This is a genomic window from Paenibacillus sp. Root444D2 (assembly GCF_001426375.1).
Taxonomy (GTDB): Bacteria; Bacillota; Bacilli; order Paenibacillales; family NBRC-103111; genus Paenibacillus_E.
In genome coordinates this window covers 1-17,340 of the sequence record NZ_LMEO01000037.1, presented here as the reverse complement: position 1 = coordinate 17,340, position 17,340 = coordinate 1, and the positions used below count along the sequence as shown (strand labels likewise).

18 protein-coding genes are annotated in these 17,340 nt (G+C 42.1%); 4 read left to right on the top strand and 14 right to left on the bottom strand.

What is annotated here, in order from left to right; all coding sequences use genetic code 11:
• Positions 1 to 285: 285 nt before the first annotated feature.
• Together ASD40_RS21465 and ASD40_RS21460 are read right to left on the bottom strand one after the other, a co-directional pair.
• A complete protein-coding gene (locus ASD40_RS21465; protein ID WP_057305211.1) occupies positions 286 to 759 on the bottom strand; it encodes an NUDIX hydrolase in 474 nt (157 codons plus the stop codon).
• A gap of 2 nt (positions 760 to 761) precedes the next feature.
• The gene (locus tag ASD40_RS21460; protein ID WP_057305210.1) at positions 762 to 1,715 is read right to left on the bottom strand and encodes a nucleoside hydrolase; all 954 of its coding nucleotides are present in this window, start codon (positions 1,713 to 1,715) and stop codon (positions 762 to 764) included.
• Positions 1,716 to 1,809: 94 nt separating this feature from the next.
• On the opposite strand from ASD40_RS21460, the gene ASD40_RS21455 reads away from it, so the two are divergent.
• Positions 1,810 to 2,448, top strand: coding sequence for a Crp/Fnr family transcriptional regulator (locus ASD40_RS21455; RefSeq protein ID WP_057305209.1), 639 nt, complete (start codon positions 1,810 to 1,812; stop codon positions 2,446 to 2,448).
• Between the two features lie 258 nt (positions 2,449 to 2,706).
• Here the strand turns inward: ASD40_RS21455 and ASD40_RS21450 are convergent, their stop codons facing one another.
• The 5 genes from ASD40_RS21450 to ASD40_RS21430 form a co-directional block, all read right to left on the bottom strand.
• Complete coding sequence (locus tag ASD40_RS21450; RefSeq protein ID WP_057305208.1) at positions 2,707 to 3,315, bottom strand: transglutaminase-like domain-containing protein; 609 nt, start codon at positions 3,313 to 3,315, stop codon at positions 2,707 to 2,709.
• Positions 3,316 to 3,481: 166 nt separating this feature from the next.
• Positions 3,482 to 4,582: an ABC transporter permease gene (locus ASD40_RS21445; protein WP_057305207.1), complete on the bottom strand. Its 1,101-nt coding sequence runs from the start codon at positions 4,580 to 4,582 to the stop codon at positions 3,482 to 3,484.
• On the bottom strand, positions 4,579 to 5,529 hold the full coding sequence (locus tag ASD40_RS21440; RefSeq protein WP_235549333.1) for an ABC transporter ATP-binding protein: 951 nt from the start codon (positions 5,527 to 5,529) through the stop codon (positions 4,579 to 4,581). The genes ASD40_RS21445 and ASD40_RS21440 overlap by 4 nt, the downstream gene beginning before the upstream one ends.
• 329 nt (positions 5,530 to 5,858) lie before the next feature.
• The gene (locus ASD40_RS21435) at positions 5,859 to 6,713 is read right to left on the bottom strand and encodes an alpha/beta fold hydrolase (RefSeq protein WP_057305206.1); all 855 of its coding nucleotides are present in this window, start codon (positions 6,711 to 6,713) and stop codon (positions 5,859 to 5,861) included.
• Positions 6,714 to 6,902: 189 nt separating this feature from the next.
• On the bottom strand, positions 6,903 to 7,130 hold the full coding sequence (locus ASD40_RS21430) for a YolD-like family protein (protein WP_057305205.1): 228 nt from the start codon (positions 7,128 to 7,130) through the stop codon (positions 6,903 to 6,905).
• A gap of 196 nt (positions 7,131 to 7,326) precedes the next feature.
• Here ASD40_RS21430 and ASD40_RS21425 point away from each other — a divergent pair, with 196 nt between their 5' ends.
• Positions 7,327 to 7,887 (top strand): DJ-1/PfpI family protein, encoded by a 561-nt coding sequence (locus ASD40_RS21425; protein WP_057305204.1) that lies wholly within the window; start codon positions 7,327 to 7,329, stop codon positions 7,885 to 7,887.
• Positions 7,888 to 8,476: 589 nt separating this feature from the next.
• Here ASD40_RS21425 and ASD40_RS21420 read toward each other — a convergent pair.
• From ASD40_RS21420 to ASD40_RS21405, 4 genes are all read right to left on the bottom strand, one after another.
• Positions 8,477 to 9,091: a TetR/AcrR family transcriptional regulator gene (locus ASD40_RS21420; protein ID WP_057305203.1), complete on the bottom strand. Its 615-nt coding sequence runs from the start codon at positions 9,089 to 9,091 to the stop codon at positions 8,477 to 8,479.
• 67 nt (positions 9,092 to 9,158) lie between these two features.
• Complete coding sequence (locus tag ASD40_RS21415; protein WP_057305202.1) at positions 9,159 to 10,634, bottom strand: FAD-dependent oxidoreductase; 1,476 nt, start codon at positions 10,632 to 10,634, stop codon at positions 9,159 to 9,161.
• Between the two features lie 246 nt (positions 10,635 to 10,880).
• The gene (locus tag ASD40_RS21410) at positions 10,881 to 11,249 is read right to left on the bottom strand and encodes a VOC family protein (RefSeq protein ID WP_057305201.1); all 369 of its coding nucleotides are present in this window, start codon (positions 11,247 to 11,249) and stop codon (positions 10,881 to 10,883) included.
• 64 nt (positions 11,250 to 11,313) lie between these two features.
• Positions 11,314 to 12,294: a sigma-70 family RNA polymerase sigma factor gene (locus ASD40_RS21405; RefSeq protein WP_057305200.1), complete on the bottom strand. Its 981-nt coding sequence runs from the start codon at positions 12,292 to 12,294 to the stop codon at positions 11,314 to 11,316.
• Between the two features lie 408 nt (positions 12,295 to 12,702).
• On the opposite strand from ASD40_RS21405, the gene ASD40_RS21400 reads away from it, so the two are divergent.
• Together ASD40_RS21400 and ASD40_RS21390 are read left to right on the top strand one after the other, a co-directional pair.
• Complete coding sequence (locus ASD40_RS21400; protein ID WP_057305199.1) at positions 12,703 to 13,410, top strand: DNA alkylation repair protein; 708 nt, start codon at positions 12,703 to 12,705, stop codon at positions 13,408 to 13,410.
• A 1,139-nt stretch (positions 13,411 to 14,549) separates the two neighbouring features.
• Positions 14,550 to 14,753, top strand: a complete 204-nt coding sequence (locus ASD40_RS21390) for a hypothetical protein (RefSeq protein WP_057305197.1) — start codon at positions 14,550 to 14,552, stop codon at positions 14,751 to 14,753.
• Between the two features lie 263 nt (positions 14,754 to 15,016).
• On the opposite strand, the gene ASD40_RS21385 is transcribed toward ASD40_RS21390, so the two are convergent.
• The 3 genes from ASD40_RS21385 to ASD40_RS21375 all read right to left on the bottom strand — a co-directional run.
• Positions 15,017 to 15,646 (bottom strand): class I SAM-dependent methyltransferase, encoded by a 630-nt coding sequence (locus ASD40_RS21385; RefSeq protein ID WP_057305196.1) that lies wholly within the window; start codon positions 15,644 to 15,646, stop codon positions 15,017 to 15,019.
• A gap of 91 nt (positions 15,647 to 15,737) precedes the next feature.
• Positions 15,738 to 16,598 (bottom strand): hypothetical protein, encoded by an 861-nt coding sequence (locus tag ASD40_RS21380; protein WP_156390144.1) that lies wholly within the window; start codon positions 16,596 to 16,598, stop codon positions 15,738 to 15,740.
• Positions 16,599 to 16,875: 277 nt separating this feature from the next.
• Positions 16,876 to 17,340: ABC transporter permease (locus ASD40_RS21375; protein ID WP_156390143.1), on the bottom strand; the 465-nt coding region annotated here is incomplete at its 5' end.

Genomic DNA, 17,340 nt, shown 5'->3' with positions numbered 1-17,340 from the left:
CATACGCAAGCATCCTAGCTACAAGGGTGGCTTGGTCCCTCCCGTGGTTGGACTTGCACCAACTAGATAATGCGTGCCTCTGGGCACGCTGAACAAAAAGAGGAGCCGCCAAGGCAGCTTCTCTTCCGCTATTTATCTGCTTATTCGAAGAATACGCTCAGATATTCAACAACTCCTGAAACATTATCGAGCGTACTTTCACGTAACTCTAATACCATAAATGCTTCTTCTGAACCTTCAAAAGGTTCTTTTAGTCCCCATAAAGATGCCTTTTTGAAACCAAACCTATATAATATCTCCTAATTCAGCTTTTAAAATCATGTATTTCCATATATCTCCTTCATACTCCATTCCCGTATAAAAAAGCGCAAATTCTACGGGTACATCCATCGTGAGTACATCTTCCAAAATTGTCGGGATGCTGCTGACGACATCTGGAGATTGCATGATCCACTCCTTGCTTTTCCAATCGAGTGTTCCTTCACTGCATTCAATTAAATCCCCAATAAATGGCTCAGCGAGAAAAATGTACATGCCACCAACTTGATTCCAAGTGGCAATCCCTTTGAAATGAACAGATTGAAGGGTCAGTCCAGTTTCCTCTTTGACTTCACGAATGAGCGCATCCCGAGGCATCTCATCAAGCAGAATTTTGCCTCCCACGCAATTCCACATATTCTTAAAGGGAGGGTTGTTCCTTCTCAGCATCAAAAATTGATTATCTTTATAAATAAAACAATGTACATATTTGATAAACATGATTATTGCACAAGCAACCTAATTAATTTGTCTTTAAATAAAGGATTATTAATCGTTTTGCAAACTTTAGCGTTAGGGGTATGACCTGCAAAACCATCTGATATGGCAAGTTTACTACCGTCATTTACAATCACTTGACCATAGGCTGCCTCTTCTGTTGTGCATACATAGCAGTAACACAATTTTTCTTCATGTACAATTTCATTCCAGAGTACAACACCCATTGCCACAGCATCAGGTAAGTCAACAATATGTTCATTACTTCTTTGTAAATTATATTCAAGCAAGGAACGGTTACATTTTACGGAGAACTCAGCTTCTTTCTTACCGCTTAAGAGTAATACATCCATATCGTCTTTATTCAAAGCAGCTTCTCCTAGACATACATCAAATCCGATGATGGTAGTTGGTATTCCTGCGTTTAGCATAATTCGATAAGCCTCTGCATCTACATACACATTAAATTCAGCAACAGGTGTAGTGTTTCCAGGGCCAAAGCCAGAAGTACCCATGGTGTAAATATGTTTTACCTTTTTCATAGTTTCAGGTGCTTTTAAAATAGCAAGTGCAATATTAGTAACAGGACCGATGGTTACAATTTCGATTTCTCCAGGGTTATTTTCAATAATATCAAGGATAGCATCTACTGCATGCTTGGTTTCTGGCAAAAGAGTAGGATGAATTAAATCACAATCTCCCATACCATCCTCACCATGAACATTGACAGCAGTAACTAAATCGCGCATAAGCGGTTTGGCTGCTCCAACATAAAGAGGTGGTTTTTGAGCATTAGCAACTTCGATTGTCATAAGGGCATTTTTCGTTGCCAATTCAAGCGGGACATTGCCACAAATGGTTGTTATCGCCTCTACTTTCACATCCGTTGATTTTAATGCCATAATTAACGCTACAGCATCATCACTTCCAGTGTCTGTGTCAATAATTAATTTTCTCATATAAGAGACCTCCATTTCGTATTTGATCTCATTATATAAATCCAATTACAATGAAAATAGGTCAAATGACCAAAAGGAAAAAGAAGGTGAAAATATGGATTTTAAAGAAATTGTGAATGATGTACCCACGCATATTAAGAAAGAATTTATTTATAAAAAGCATAAGAAAGGCAGCCTTATCCTTCATCCACATGAACAAAATAATTATCTGTATATCCTAACTACAGGTTTAGCTGAAGTGTATAGGCAAAGTTATGTGGGAACGATGCTTTCCTTGTATATTTACAAATCTTATAGTTGTTTTGGGGAGATAGAAATTTTTAATGATAACATTAAAACACTCGGTGTAATTGCCAAAGAAGACTGTGAAACGATTGCTATCCATAAAACAAAGTTTTATGAATGGATGAAACTCGATTTTAATTTCAATTTCTACTTAATTAAACAACTTGCCTCAAAATTAGTTTTAAGCTCAGATACCGCGGCGCAGTTATCACTTCTACCTGCTAAAGACCGTATTTTATTAAGTCTACATAATCATTATAAAATTGGTGATTTAGATTACCTTACAAAACAAATTTTATCCAGTGAGGTCTGTGCACCAATTAGAAGCTTGAATCGTTCAATAGCTGAGTGCATAAACGAGGGTTTTATAAACTATAAAGGTAAAAAATTCTCTATAAATTCAATTGAAGCGATAGAAAAATATCTTGAAAATTTTTTGCTTAGTTAAAATTGTTGGTGAACAAATAAAAAAGAAGCTGAATCAATGATCTCAGCTTCTTCATTCTTGCGTCTTACCTGAAAAGAGAAATTAACCGTATTGCAGGCGATACTTCATTCTATTTTCAATTCCAATATGGATACATTTTTTAATTCGAACATTATCCGGTAAACAGGTTTTCTTTCTTTTCCGTTTTTAACGCAATAAACACTATTATTGCCAAATAAAAAGCAAAGTATACATGGATAAGTTTTTTTCACTACATGATTATAAATTAGACGGTAAACCATGAAGATACATCTTTATACAATCTGTATGTTGCTTTAATGCATTTATTGTTTTTAAGTTTGGCCGTTTAAATATTTCTGGATGATCCACTTCGTTATATTCTTCCCGTACCGAAAAAGCCAACTTTTCTTCATCTGTGGAGAATTCCGCATGAACATTAACTTTATTTCCACGTGCATCTAGGCGAACCCATCTTCCTATGGATTTAAGGTAAACTGCATTTAAAGCATGGATGCAGTACCCTGTAGCTGGTGTGTCACCTATTGTAAGTCGTTGATAACAAAAACCAGTTGGAATCCCTTTGCTTCTTAATATGGCGCATAACAGATTAGACTTAGCGTAACAAATACCTTCCTTAAAGAATAGCGCCTCCGAGGCTTTACATGTAATTCGTGAACTTTGAATATCCCAAGAATGAGATATTTCATCACGAACAAATTCATAAGCTTTTTTCACAAAATGATCTTCGTTATACGATTCGTCATATAATTCTGCTGCTTTTTCTTGAATGGAAAGGTGACTATAATCAACTTCCTCTGTTTCTACTAGATAATCTTCTAGAAAATTTGATTCACAAGACAAAATCATACCAGTTCACCCTCAATCCATTAATAACATCATGCGAAAAATGTTATGTATAATAATACAAGACATTGAATTATTATTCAATGAAATTAACATTAATGCATTTAGCAAAAAAGAAATAGCTGAAAAAGGCAGCCGATCCAATCTGGCCGGCTGCCCATATTTTTGGTTACTCCCACTTGAATGTTAGGCTGGCGATAATGAAGGCTACGAGCATCCAACCGCCAAGCAGCGCGGCTTCACGCCACACGTCGGCAAGCGAGGCTCCGACATTCATGATTTGGCGCAGCGCTGTGGACAGATGCGAGATCGGCAGCAAATTGACTACAGGCTGCAGCCAGTCGGGCATATTCTTGATCGGAAAGAAGACGCCACCTAGAAAAAGAAGTGGGAAGGAGACGAATCCGGCAATCGGGCCAGCGCTTTCTGGCGTTTTGGCGAGCGCGGCGATGATAAAGCCGATCGACATGAACGTCAGTGTCCCGATTATGACGAACATTAGCAGAAGCATCCACGAACCATTCACCTGCGTTCCGAAAATCAGGCTACCGATTAGCAACACGATTATCGCCTGCGCGCCGTTCAATACCAGTCGGGCCGTGATTTGCGCGGCAATGAAGCTGCGAGGTTGAAGCGGCGTACTCTGAAGACGCCGAAGGATACCCCGCTCGCGCCAAGATGCGATTTGGCCGGCGACCCCGTTCAGATTGTTATTCATAATCATCATAGCGACGATGCCTGGAACTAGGAAATCGATATACTTCAGGTTAAGGGATTGGACAGCTTGTGATTGAATCGTGATGACAGGGTTATAACCAACGATCTGCTTGCTTATGCCATCGGCGATCTGAGACATGATGGGGAGCCCGATCTGATTGGTTGTTTGGCTCGTTTCATCGTAGTAAACGGTGAGTTTGGAACCTTGCATAGAGGATGATTTAGCGCTCACAGCATCTTCATACCCTTTTGGAACTGCGACGACAAGCTGCCGATCGCCATGCTTAAGATCTTTCATCGCCGCATTGAGATCTGTGCTTTCAGTTAATTTTAAAATGGATAGCTGCTTCATAGAGGATAGGAGCGCCTTCGACGCATTCGTCTGGTCTTGGTCGATAACGGTGACGGAGAGCGAAGTGTTGTCCCCTTTTCCTAAGAATGAGCCTAGTATCACCATGAAAAAGATCGGAAAAACGAGCGTCCAGAATAATACTTGCCGATTTCGCCCAAAAAGTCGTAACTGGGCCAAGGTCAATTGACGATACGCTTTCATTCTTCTCTCAGACTCCTTCCCGTCATGTGGATGAACACGTCCTCGAGCGTTGCCGTGCGCGTTTGCAGATCAGAAACCTTAATGTTTTGCTCAGCGGCTTGTTGTACAAATGCGGTCAGCGCATTTTGCAAATGATCCGTGTACAACACAAACGTATCTTTGCGCTGTTCAACTTGTTTCACATCAGGCAACGACTGGACAAGCGTCATCACTTCCTGCTTTCGTGCCTCATCTTCCCGAATCGGCTCCGGCAAGCGAAACTCGATGGCGCTGTCTGACTGCAGGCTGCGGACGAGCTGCTCCGGCGTATCGAGCGCAACGATTTGTCCTTTATCCATGAGGCAGATGCGGTCGCAAAGCACATGAGCTTCTTCCATGTAGTGTGTTGAGATCACCACAGTCTTGCCGCGCTCCTTCAGGCGGAGCACGATATCCCACAACGTACGCCGGGCTTGAGGATCGAGTCCGGTTGTCGGCTCATCCAGAAAAACCACCTTCGGATCATTCACGAGCGCCAACGCAATGGCGAGTCGCTGCTTCTGACCGCCGGATAAGTTTTTGACGCGGTCATTCTTTTTTTCGCGCAATATCATGTCGTCGAGCAGCGGCTCGATCGGCACTGAGCTTGGATAAAAGCTTGCGTACATGCGGATAATCTCGTGGACGTGGAGCAGGTCGAACAATGACGTCGATTGGAGCTGGACGCCGATGATTTCCTTAACCCTATTCAAATCCTTTTTCGTATCGAAGCCTGCAACAAGCGCCCTCCCTTCGTCCGGACGCCGCAAACCTTCGATCATTTCCATCGTTGTCGTTTTGCCTGCCCCATTTGGCCCGAGCAGTCCGAACACTTCCCCCTCACGCACTTGGAAGTTAGTTCCATTCACCGCAGTGAATTTCCCATACCTTTTGACGAGTCCGTCCACTTCTATAATGGCGTTAACCAAGGTTGGTTCCTCCCTTTCGATATTCCCACTAGTATTTCTTGCGCCATCTTGAGTTAATAACCAACCTGCCGGCAACCCCATCAAGACAACTATTTAGCACTTTAAAAAAGCTGATCGGTAAAATAACACCCATCAGCTTTTTTTTAACACTTATTTTTCTCGAATGACATGCAGTAGAAATAACGCCCAAGAATAAAAGACCACCCCAAATAGCTGGATGCATCATGGCTTGAAAATCGAGCTCATCTAATCGACGATCTTCAGCTTCAGCTCACTTTCAAAACGTTTAATTGATTATACAACAATAGGGTTGACTTAGGCACCAAAATTCAACTAAGAAAATACCGCTTTACATGCTGTGCCACTTCGACCGGTGTGTATTTATTGTCCGGAGCGAGATGATCTAGATTAGGTAAAGTCAACGTTTGTGTTCGTGAAATTGTTTCATCCAATACGCGAATCATTTGATGTACAGAATCTGGACTCTTCCCCCCAGAAATTAATAGGACATTCGCATCAATCATTTGATAATTACTGAAAGTGGATGCCAGACGCTTCACTTCTCTGTGCTCAATTAAATTTTCTGGCAATAGTTTTTCTATTTGATTCCAATGATTGCCGCGTATCACCAAACGTAAAATAAATTTTGCATACCATTTCGGTAACCGTTTTAAGGGAGTGTGACCTGAACCCCTTACAAAGCTGGCAAATGCCCCTCTAAAATCTTTCTTATTCATGTCATTTTCATATTCAGGCAGCCAATCCCAATCGGTTGGTAACAACTTAATTGAAACGCCAGGTTCATAGACGGCCATTTTCTTAAAGGTATTTGTACGCGCAGCTTCCAAGGTTACAAGCCCACCATAGCTATGACCGAATACATAGGTTGCTCCCGTTGCTTCTTGTACGCTTTTTACATCTTCACATTCCTTCCTGATGGAATAGTCATTCCCTTGCGGTCCACTCCATCCACGTCCACGTCGATCCATAACATGAACCGTAAATGCATCCGATAATTCTTGGGCAAACTTGGTAAAATCATTCGAAGTACTTAGTGCCCCATGGATTACAATGAGACTCGGCCCCTTACCTATACTTTGGTATCCAATAGTAGTTCCGTCCTTCGAAACTACAGTTGAATGGGTAAACGAATCCAAAAAGCTCGTTTTTTTTGCACTTACCATATTCCATTTCCCTCCCCTACAAGCAAGTCTCCCAAATGAATCATATTAGTGTTTTCATTATATAATGACGACATTGTCATTCATTCAAGCCCGGGTATGAACTCACAATCGGTCTTGAGACCGAATCAAAGAAAAAAGACATGCTGAGCTCCCAACATGCCTTCCTTTAGCACTATCCTCTTATAAGTATTATTCCACCAATTCTACATTCAAAATATCGTCAAATGCTACCCAATCCGTACCATTTTCGTGGGATAGCTTTACTCTTCTTATCTCTTGATCAATTTTGGTGATCAGACCTGTAATTTGCCCATCCCCAGCCTCATTATAAATCTTTACACTAATAAATTGCTGGCTAAGTAAGGCATTTGCCATTACGTTGGCTATCTTTTTATTCTCACGATTACTAATACTCATTATGGCTCCACTCCACTTCCAGAACGTTTGTTCTATACTTATTATACTTTTAGTAGTTCGAGTGGTAAAGAGTCTTTGGATATAGAGTTTCATTCGTTGGATTCGACAAATCGTATCAAATTCAACCCGTTTACAACGAAACGAGGTTTATTCATAATTGTATGTGGGTTACCATCTATTTCCAAGGAGTGATTCCATGTCAAAGAGCATCTTAATTCTAACCGGTGACGCTGCAGAAGTTCTGGAAGTGTATTACCCCTATTTTCGTGTATTAGAGGAAGGATACGAGGCCGTAATTGCTTCACCGACTAAGAAAGTACTTCGTACAGTTGTTCACGATTTTATCGACGATTGGGAGACCTACACAGAGAAGCCAGGGCATCTGCTGCCGTCACACATCGCTTTCGTTGATGTAGATCCTAGTCAATATGATGGTTTAATCATTCCTGGAGGCAGAGCCCCAGAATACATTCGTTCGAACGAGCATGTTCCGCGCATTATTCGTCACTTTCTTGAAGCTGATAAACCAATCGGCGCTATTTGTCATGCTGCACAGGTATTCTCCGCTTTAAAAGACAATCGCTTTTTTGAAGGCCGCACCATGACTGCCTATAACGCTTGCCGTTTAGATGTGGAGCAGCTCGGAGCCTTATATACGACAGATTCACTTCATGTGGATGGGAAATTAGTCACTGGTCACGCTTGGCCGGATTTACCAGGCTTCATGCGCGAGTTTTTGAAACTGCTCTCCAAATAACTTACGTTGATTTTATAATTTTAAAAGCTTTATCATTATTAATTTATCGAATATAGGTAATTTTTCCCATATTTAAAAGTGATCTCAATTATTTGAGGGCATAAAGTATTGGTCTATTAAACTCTGTAAAATATTACCTATCTCTGTTAAGATATGTTTTTCAAGGATTTTCGCTTAATAAACACATAAAAAAGGAGACAAATATTGATGAGAAAATTAAGATTAGGTTTTATTACTGGGTTTTTAGTAGTCTGTATGTTGCTAACATTTTCCGGAGCAGCCAGTGCAAATGATTGGCCAGGACCAACGATTTATGCGGATGATTGGCCTGAGAGAGGTTGGTGCTGAATTCTAGCCCAGATTTCTTTGAATAATTCTAAAGTGATCGTAGCACTATCACAAAACTCCTTTTATGAAGTCTATATAGTAGACTAATCCAAAAATGAAACAGCGGCGGACTAGGACTTGAAATAAAGTCTTAGACCTGCCGCTGTTATTTTTTGAACTATCATTCTTCGTCAGCTTAAAGAATTTTTGCCTAATAATCCATTTTTCTATAATCAAGATTAGTTTTCATACGAATATTACATTAATTATTTGTTACTCGATACAGAGGGGCAATCAACCGCATCAACATATCGACCTTCGGAATTCGATAGTCTTCAATCCCGTTCGCATTGATGACCATGATACCGGTAAGGACAGATAAAAAACAGGCAATAAGCTCTCTAGGGTCTCCTGCCGCCAATTCTCCGACCTGCTGTCCCTCTTGGTATAACGGAAGCAGCATATCAATAAAAGTATCCATCGAATACTGCTCCAGAAGGTGCTTAACCGTTACGGGCACACCGTCGGACGTGCGCGCCTGGTGGATGAGCATGAAGTACGGTGCTCCGCTTTCATCGAGAATTTCTGCCGTCAAAGCCCTGATTTTCTCGATTGGCGTTCCCGGCATTTCATTGATGCTTCGCATGGCCGCTTCCGTTTCGATCATCGCCTCTTGAACAAGCGACATAAACAACTCATCTTTCGATTTGTAATAATGGTAGAGCAGCCCGTTGCTAATACCTGCTTTTTCTGCGATCATGCTCATCTTCGCGCTAACGATACCTTTATGGGCAAACACCTGGATGGCCGCCGCCTTAATTTGTTCTCTTCGTTCATCGCGGATTTGATGTAATTGTTCATCGTTTAATGGTGCCAATGTCGAGTACTCCTTTGCCGGACGATATAGATATCTATCAGTATAACAAATCCGATTTTTAAAATCACTATTGCCTTGCCGACTCGAACGGCGTTTCCGAGAATCGGGGCAGCAGATCTTCCAGAACTGCCTCGACCGGCCGGCCGTCGTTCACCTTAAGCCCGGCGAGCAGTCGCTTGCCTTCATCTGAAGCGGATAGAACTTGGACGGCCGTTTGCGGGTTGAAAATGTGACGGGGTGATACGGACAACGTATTCACGGCCCAATAGAGCCCGTATAGTCGCCAATCGGGCTTACTTGTAGCGTGCTTGAGATACAGCTCCATATATTCCCGGCTGAACGCATTCCCCGTGCTTGAATCCGAACCTTCGTATTCGACACCTTCCCAGCGCAGATCGGCCGTGCAGTTTAACCAGAAGGCCGGTTCGATGGCTTCTTTGATTCGGCGAAGTACACCGTGCTCCCAATCAGGCCGGAAATCGCCGTGTCGTTCTAGCAGACATGTTTCCAGTATTTCGGCAGCGATCGCGGCCACAGTCATGCCTTGGCCGAAGATCGGATCGTAGATGCAGTAAGCATCTCCCAAGACCAGCAATCCTGCAGGCCAGCGGGACATCTGTTCGTAGCGATGACAGTACAATTCTGGAACGCGGAAGCCTCGAGGAGAGGTGATGGGTTCCAGATCGCGTACGATTTCCGAAATGATCGGGCTCGGAAGCTGCTCCACGGCCAGTTCAAATTCTGCGGCATCCGTCGGAGGGTAATTCCCGCCTGGGCGGTAGAGCAGTACTTCGGCAATCTGGTTCTCGATAAAGGAAAACACGCCCGTGTAAGTGCCTCCTGCAGGCTGACCCTGGAGGTTGATGACTTCCCATTTATCGATTATGTGGGTCAGATGAGAAGGCACTTTATATCGGCGAGTGCTGTATCCGAGCGAAACTTTCAGAAGATCCGGCTTCGGCACATCGTATCCCAAATCCGTAAGCCATCCCGAAAGTTTCGAGGAACGTCCACTCGTATCAATAACCAGATCGGCTGTCAGAGCCTTTTCCTCCTTGGATTGATCTCGATCTCTAGCTAGAACGCCGGTAACGGCTGACCTATCAGGGGTCGTTAACAACCGGACCACATCGTGTCTGGGCAGGAAGCGTACGTTAGTAATGGCTTTTACGCGTTGGCGGATGACCCACTCAAGTACTGCTCGACTAAATTTGATATCATTCCGGTCATACTTCATTTCCAGGCTCCCGTGCTGGTTCATGAAATAAACGACTTTGTTCAGAGACGAAGGAGAACCTTGCGCCACTAAGTCATTCTCATATCCCGGAAAAAGATGTTCCGTAATCGATTTCCCACGCGTCGTGAAGCGATGCGGATGGAATGCCTGCGGAGTTCCGGGACGGAGGTCTGGCCCTGAGGGGAAGTCATCTTTCTCGACGATCAGCACCTCTTCGTAATGATCCGAGAGTACGCGTGCGGTCATTAATCCGGCCATACCCCCACCAATGACGATCGCCTTGCTTTTGTTAGGATTGGTTGTCATGTCATAATTCCTCCTCGATTTAGATTGACTCATTCAGTCAATAATTTTACAAAAAAAACATTTATGGATTTCGATTTCAGTCAAAATTATAGATTGAACGGTTCAGTCAATGTTATTATGCAATAATCCCCAATTTTTGTCAACATGTTTTTAAGATAATAAAAAGACAAAAAGACCTTCACGCAAACAAAAGAGGAGCTGCCGCCAAGCAGACTCCTCAACTATAGTTACCCGTTGCTGATTTACTTATAAATGTTGAAGGCCAATGCGATTGCCCTCACTGTCTAAAAACATTCCCAAATATCCTGCGTTATTGCCCGCATAGGTTTTCTCCATGACCACTTGTCCACCCGCTTCAGGGACCCTTGAAAGAATGGTGGCCAGGTCTGGACTTCCGTCAAGGTAAATCGTGATGCCATCGACAGAGGGCTTACGATGGGGACCCTTCACTAACGCCCCTCCGTTGTACTGTTCCTGAACCGGAAAAAACGCGTATTCATCGTCCCCCATGGGCATCGACTGCATATCCACTCGAAAAACCCGCTCATAGAACGTTTTGGCCCGTTCCATATTCGATACCGGAATCTCCACCCAAATAAACAAACGTTGCAACATTTTCAAACCTCCACTTTCATTCAATTTGCCGTTCAAGAATATAGACGAACGAGCGGCCGCAAAATCATCGGTTCGCCGTAAAATCCATACTCGCGTCCAAATATGTCGGCAAACCAAACTGGGCAAATAAATCGGTGTCAATGAAATGATGGATATGCGCGATCTTTCCATTTTGAATCTCGAGGATATGTATGCCCCATGGGACCAAGACCCCAGCGCGTCCGGCTTGAACATACTGCGCATAGGCGGGACAATTGCCGTTAGCGCGTACAGACACCAAACGGGAACCCGTGCAATGATTGCGTGTTGTTTGGTAAAATGACGCCATTTTCATTTTGCCGCACACCCACATCACAAAAGGCGGCATAGACAAGCTGCCACTCTCGTGGAATAGCGCCAACAACTTTTCGATGTTGTATTGTTCGAATGCTTCTACATAACAGGCAAGAAGTCGTTGGTCTGCATCGACGTCCATCTCTCGCAGCGCATCAGACCGAAGATTCGCTTGCGTTAGCGTCACCCGCGCTCGTTGCATAGTGCTGTTGACGGCCGCTACGGTCATACCCATTGCATCCGCCGTCTGTTTGGCAGGCCATCGGAATACATCGTGCAGAATAAAAACGGCGCGTTGCCGAGGCGGCAACGTTTGCAGAATCGCGATAAACGATAATCGAATGGTTTCCCTGCTAACCGCGATATCCGCTGGGTCGCCAGCGGTATCGGGAGCCGGCCATATCCAAGCAGTTCGAGGCAAGTTGTCCCTGGGTTCCACGATAATAGTGGCAGGATCGGACAAGTCCATCGGAAGCGCCCGACGCTTTGCATGCCTGAGCTTGTCTAAACAAACATTCGTGGCAATGCGATAAATCCAGGATTTGCGAGAAGAGTCCTGTCGAATCTGGTCCCAGCTCTGCCATACACGGAGCATGGTATCCTGTACCGCGTCTTCCGCATCAAAAATGGACCCCATCATCCTGTAACAGTATCCAATTAGTTCGGAACGCAACTCCTCAGCCATGTCCAATTCCCCATGCTTTTCGCTCATTCTAGTATCCCCTACCTTTCTAGCCCCACCAAAATCGGGGTGGAATGGGTAACAATAACTCGTTCTAAATAACATTCTAGCACAATATATGGAAATCATATTTGCACCTGTAATAAGCGCTATCTTATTGATGTTTTGCGTTGACATATAAAAACCTCCTGTTAATTAGTAATCATTGTGAGTGCTCTAGGCCTCACTGATACTGTATAATGGATGGAAAATGCTAACGAGAGGTATGGTTATCCTAGGGAACTAAATGTGGGGATTCCACAAGGAAGTCGAAGAGGAACACCGGGTCTCAGGCGGGAGAAGTTGCTATGTTAGCAGGAATGAGTCAAAGGTTGATATCGAAACGGGTCAGCTGCAAATTGCAAGGAAAAACCTCCAGTTAGAAGGAAGTGTTAAACAATGAATGTAGAAATGGTTATGCAGGAGCTTGAAGCTCTCGGCAAGGAACGAACCAAGAAAATTTACGTATCCAATGGAGCGCACGAACCGCTTTTTGGCGTGGCTATAGGCGATATGAAGCCCATCGCCAAGAAAATTAAAATAAATCAACCTTTGGCTGAGCAGCTTTACAACACAGGGAATTACGACGCAATGTACTTTGCCGGCATAATTGCAGACCCAAAAGCAATGACTGAAGCGGATTTTGAGCGTTGGATGGATGCGGCTTATTTTTATATGCTGTCCGATTTTGTGGTTGCAGTAACCTTGGCAGAAACAGATATTGCTCAAGAAGTTGCCGATAAATGGATCGCAAGCGGCGAAGAGCTGCGAATGTCAGCGGGCTGGAGTTGTTACTGCTGGCTTTTGGGTAATCGCCAGGACGGTGAATTTTCCGAAAGCAAAATTGCCAATATGCTTGAAATTGTGAGAAATACGATTCACGATTCTCCCGAAAGAACTAAATACGCTATGAATAGTTTTATTTACACAGTGGGGGTATCCTATATGCCGCTCCATGATAAGGCGGTCGAGACCGCGATGGCAGTAGGTCCAGTAGAAGTCAAACGAGACAAGAAAAAAGGCAGTTTCCTACAGGCTTCCGAAAATATTCAAAAGGGAGTAGATAGAGGGCAACTTGGTTTCAAACGCAAACATGTAAGGTGTTAAACCTGGCTTCGCCACAAGAACGATTTGTGCGGCCAAGCCATTCTGGCTTCTCCCGGAAAATCCGATCAAGTAGAAATCATGGCCCAAAACTTTTCCTGCCCGTTAGCTGAACAGGCTGCCGAAGATGTCGGCAGCCTGTTGTCGTTGTGCAATCGGTCTTCGTTAGCTCAATGGATTACTCTGAAATCAAGATACGTTAACAATTGTTTTTTGATCCTATATATTATTCAATTTATACTTCGTTTTTTCTACTAGCCTTTTCTTGTATTTTTCATTTAGATATCTTCCTATTGATTTCCCATCTCTGTTTAAGCAATGTGCAAATGATTTAATTTCATTTCCATCCCGTAACAAAAAGATATATTCATCCTCAGCCGGTCCTTTCCCTAAACGGAAAGTAACCGTTCCGATTTTTTGTATCGTGACCGATGTGATTTGTTGAATTTCATCAACATTGAATTCGCTGCTCTTGCAGAAAAAAATATATTTCGCTAACACTCCACCATGTAGTTTCCAGTAATACCCCTTCATGTAAAGCATGCTAATAATAAAGAACACCACGAAGAAGATTAATATAGGTTTGTTGATTCCAATCATGAAATGAACAATTATTAAAAAGATTAGAAACACCAACGGGTAAATTATAAGAGTCTTCTTGAAATTAAATTCCATCTTTGAATCCCTCAACCTCATGAGTTCAGCCCCCATTCTGAATCGATGCTTTATCCATATGTTACCATATCAATTCTCTGAAGATAGTTGCCCGTTAGCACAACAGGCCACCGATTTTATCTCCTGCAGCCTATTTTATCTTTTTTATTAAACTAACGTTCTACGCAATAAGGCTACCGTGTTTGTCGGCAGCTTGCGCGTTGTTATCAAATTTCAAGTTAGAGCTTTTAATACAGATATTGTTTCATTATGAATATCTCGCCGATAGGATGAAAGCTACAACTTTCTTTTCTCTGTCTAAGTTTTCGGACTCTCCATCTATACACATGCTATCTTGAATTTATTTACTTCTAATATTATTCTATACTCAATTTTCGAGTATATTTCCCCCCTCAGATATGGCTTATGATGAATTTGTAGCAAGAAAACCCCAGATAGGGAAAAAAGAAAACAGGAGGCGTTTTATCATGAAGAAAACAATCAAATTAGGTTTAATAAGTGCTGTAGCTTCTGCTATCTTGGCTTTACCGGTGGTGGTAAGTGCTGAAACTCCCTCGCGAGACGAGTTCTTATCCACAACTCCGCAAAACACCGAGATCCGTCAATTGCCCATAATTATTACCCATAATCCCCCAATGTATTTAACTTACCATAATCCTCCAACCTATTAAGGGGATAAGCCGGACGTTCCTACGTCCGGTTTTTTGCGTACGTATGGCGGAAGAACCAAAAAATATACCTTAGCATATGTTTTCATTAAATATCTAAACTGAACTGCTTTTTTCTGTTATTCAACTCTCGTTTCCGGTAGTTCAATCAGCCGAAATTGTTGACGAAGAAAATAGTCATGAGATTATAGTTCTTGCTCCTAACCCTCTTGAACTAATTTGCATTCAATTCCTGTTCTCTGCTGACTTGGCATAACTGCATATCTTTATAGTTCTTTCTTACATTTTACAATTATAAAATTTATTGGAGGTTTGTTTTTCATGTTCTTACTTGGCTCGTCAATTTCAGAAAACTCTATCAGTCCATATTTCTCAAATTCTTGTTTTATGGAGTCAGAATCATAAAAAAACATTTTTACGCCTTCCATTATCTCGAAATAGTCTTTATCCAATTGTTTGCCCTGTCCATACATGGGGGCTTTTTTTGAAACAGTTGTAAAAATCATATATCCATTTGGCTTTAACTGATTATAGCAATCTTTAATAAACTTATCTCTCTCACGATTATTCAATAAGTGAATAAGTGCATAGCAAAATATACCGTCATAGAGTTTGTTATCAAAAGGCATGTCAGTTACTGAACCATGAAAAATACGAATATCTAGCCCGTTTTGCCTCGCCAAATCAATCGCTGTTTTTGAAATCTCAATACCTGTTACATCTATTCCATTGTCAATAAAAACCTTTGCATTTCTGCCATATCCAATACCTGGCACCAGTATGTCCTTAACATTCCTTTCAAGGAAAAAGTCCTTTGTCACGATTGCGGAGTCTGTAGGTTCAAATCCCCACATTGTTTGTTTTTCTATAAAATTTGATTCCCAGAATTCCGTCATATCTCTATCTCCTTTATGTGTTGCAGTTTGTATCCGCATAAAGAGGAGCTGCCACAAAGCAAGCCCCTCAACTATAGTTACCCGATTTTCATTAGGATGGATTTTTAACGGCCAATATTTGTTTAGATAATCTTTTATCTATGATTTTAACAAGCACGATAATAAATAAGGCTAAAAAAACATAGTACATCTGGTCCCACCATACGAGACTGTGAAGGATTCCAATCTTTATAAGCACTTGATTCACTATATAAACAATTAAACCTGTTAAAATATATTTTACCCACTTCGTTTTCCAATTGATTTTAACAATTAAACAATAAAAAAAGCTTGCGCACAAATAGTAAATTGCTGAGAAGGCGATGGAATCGCGACCTACATTTTCAAACCATCCAGGACGATAGAATCGGTTCAAGAAAAAGAGCATCGGGAGAATATGGGCACTGGCAGAAATGGAACCAGTTATTAAATAAAGCATCAAATTGTGTTTAAATCCTCTTGAAGGAAGTAAAATCCATTTATTAAAGATCTTAGCCAAAACAAAATACATAGGGAGACCCAATCCGGTATATTCTAACCTCCACCAGTGTTGTGTATAGATATGGAGCTTTAAAAATAACCATTCAATCCCTACAAAGTATCCTGAAAAAAAGACGATCCAAAGCCAATTTAAGTTGAAAGTTGCTATCAAGGTTGCTGTGATCGGTAAAGATAATGCGTTAGAGAAAAATGCTCCCAATTCACTGTCATAAAAAGAATTATGCTTGATAATATTGGGCTTATAATCATAGCTTCCTAAGAAATTAAAAATCGTGGTCTCGATGATATAACCAAATCCAACCATTGTTAAATAAAGAAACAGAGTTTGCGTGTTTCTTTTTTTTAATATTATAAAACAAAATAATATTGTGTTTGAAATAAGTAGAGCAATAAACCAAAAAGAATTATGCACATCGTTCACTCCGATAATAGCCGAATACATAAAGCTTGTTTTATGAAATATCTTTTTATTATTGGAGATTTTCCAATTATTATACAAGGAGCAGCTGCCGCGGCAGAACTGCTCCTATGTTCAACTAATCTATTTGGCTCTATTAAACTTTGTTATAAGTGTATAGAATGACATTCGTATTTTTATACTGCTAGTCAGTTGCGCCTTTATATAGATGTAGAATTTTTTCTTCAGGACTGTCTTTTCTTTTAACGATTCAGAAAAGCTGTCTTTTTTTTCACACCCGCTTTTTGTATACCCTCATTGCAAAGAAATAAGCTACGAACAAAATCCCGACGCACCACGCAAGAGCGATCCATATATCATTGCCCACCGGCTGATCTGCCAGTAGCGCACGGATGGCGTTCACGATCGAGGTCACCGGCTGGTTTTCGGCAAAGGCGCGAACGATCGACGGCATCGACTTGGTCGGCACAAACGCCGAACTGATAAACGGCAGGAAGATAAGTGGATAGGAAAACGCGCTTGCACCTTCCACCGTTTTTGCGGACAGACCGGCAATCGCCGCGACCCAAGTTAAGGCCAGTGTAAACAATGCAAGTATGCCTGCTACGGCAAGCCATGGCAGTATTCCCGCGGACGAGCGAAAACCCATAATCAACGCTGCGAGAATGATGACGATCAACGATATGGCGTTGGACACCAGAGAGGTCAGCACATGCCCCCAAAGCAAGGCGGAACG